Source organism: Brevibacillus sp. MCWH, from assembly GCF_013096935.1.
Taxonomy (GTDB): Bacteria; Bacillota; Bacilli; order Brevibacillales; family Brevibacillaceae; genus Brevibacillus; species Brevibacillus aydinogluensis.
The window spans coordinates 1-444 of record NZ_SDLF01000163.1 but is presented as its reverse complement, the minus strand read 5'-3'; the positions used below and the strand labels follow the sequence as shown (position 1 = coordinate 444).

Below are 444 nucleotides of genomic sequence, written 5' to 3'. Positions count from 1 at the left end.
GCGTTACAACTGGTACATCAACTTTCGCTTTGTCAGTTGTTTGACCTTTGTAAGATACGCTGTAAGATTTGCCTTCTTGTAATGCTGTTTTTGTTTTGATCACAACAACTGTTGTTTTCGCTTCAGCTGCTGCAGCAGCTTTAATTGATACAGATTCGATTTCAACGCCTTGGATGGCGAAGTCTTCTTTTTTCACTTCTTTCAATTCACCGTTGAATGTTACTTCTAACGTTTTCTCGTCAACAAGTTTTACAGCTGCGATGTCTGCTGCTGAAACTTCTTTTTTCACTTCCATCGCACGAACGACGAATGAAGCGAATTGACCGCGTGTGACGCTTTGTTTTGGCATGAATTCTGTGTTTTTCGTTACGCCGTTTGCTTCTAATGTTTGGATGTATTCACGCGCCCATGCGCCTGCTTTGTCAAGGTCAGTTACTTTTGTTG

Annotated in this window: 1 protein-coding gene; it reads right to left on the bottom strand. The window is 41.7% G+C overall.

Annotated features, from left to right (window positions below; genetic code table 11):
* On the bottom strand, positions 1-444 hold a 444-nt coding region (locus tag ETC00_RS19880; RefSeq protein WP_171567760.1), incomplete at both ends, for an S-layer homology domain-containing protein.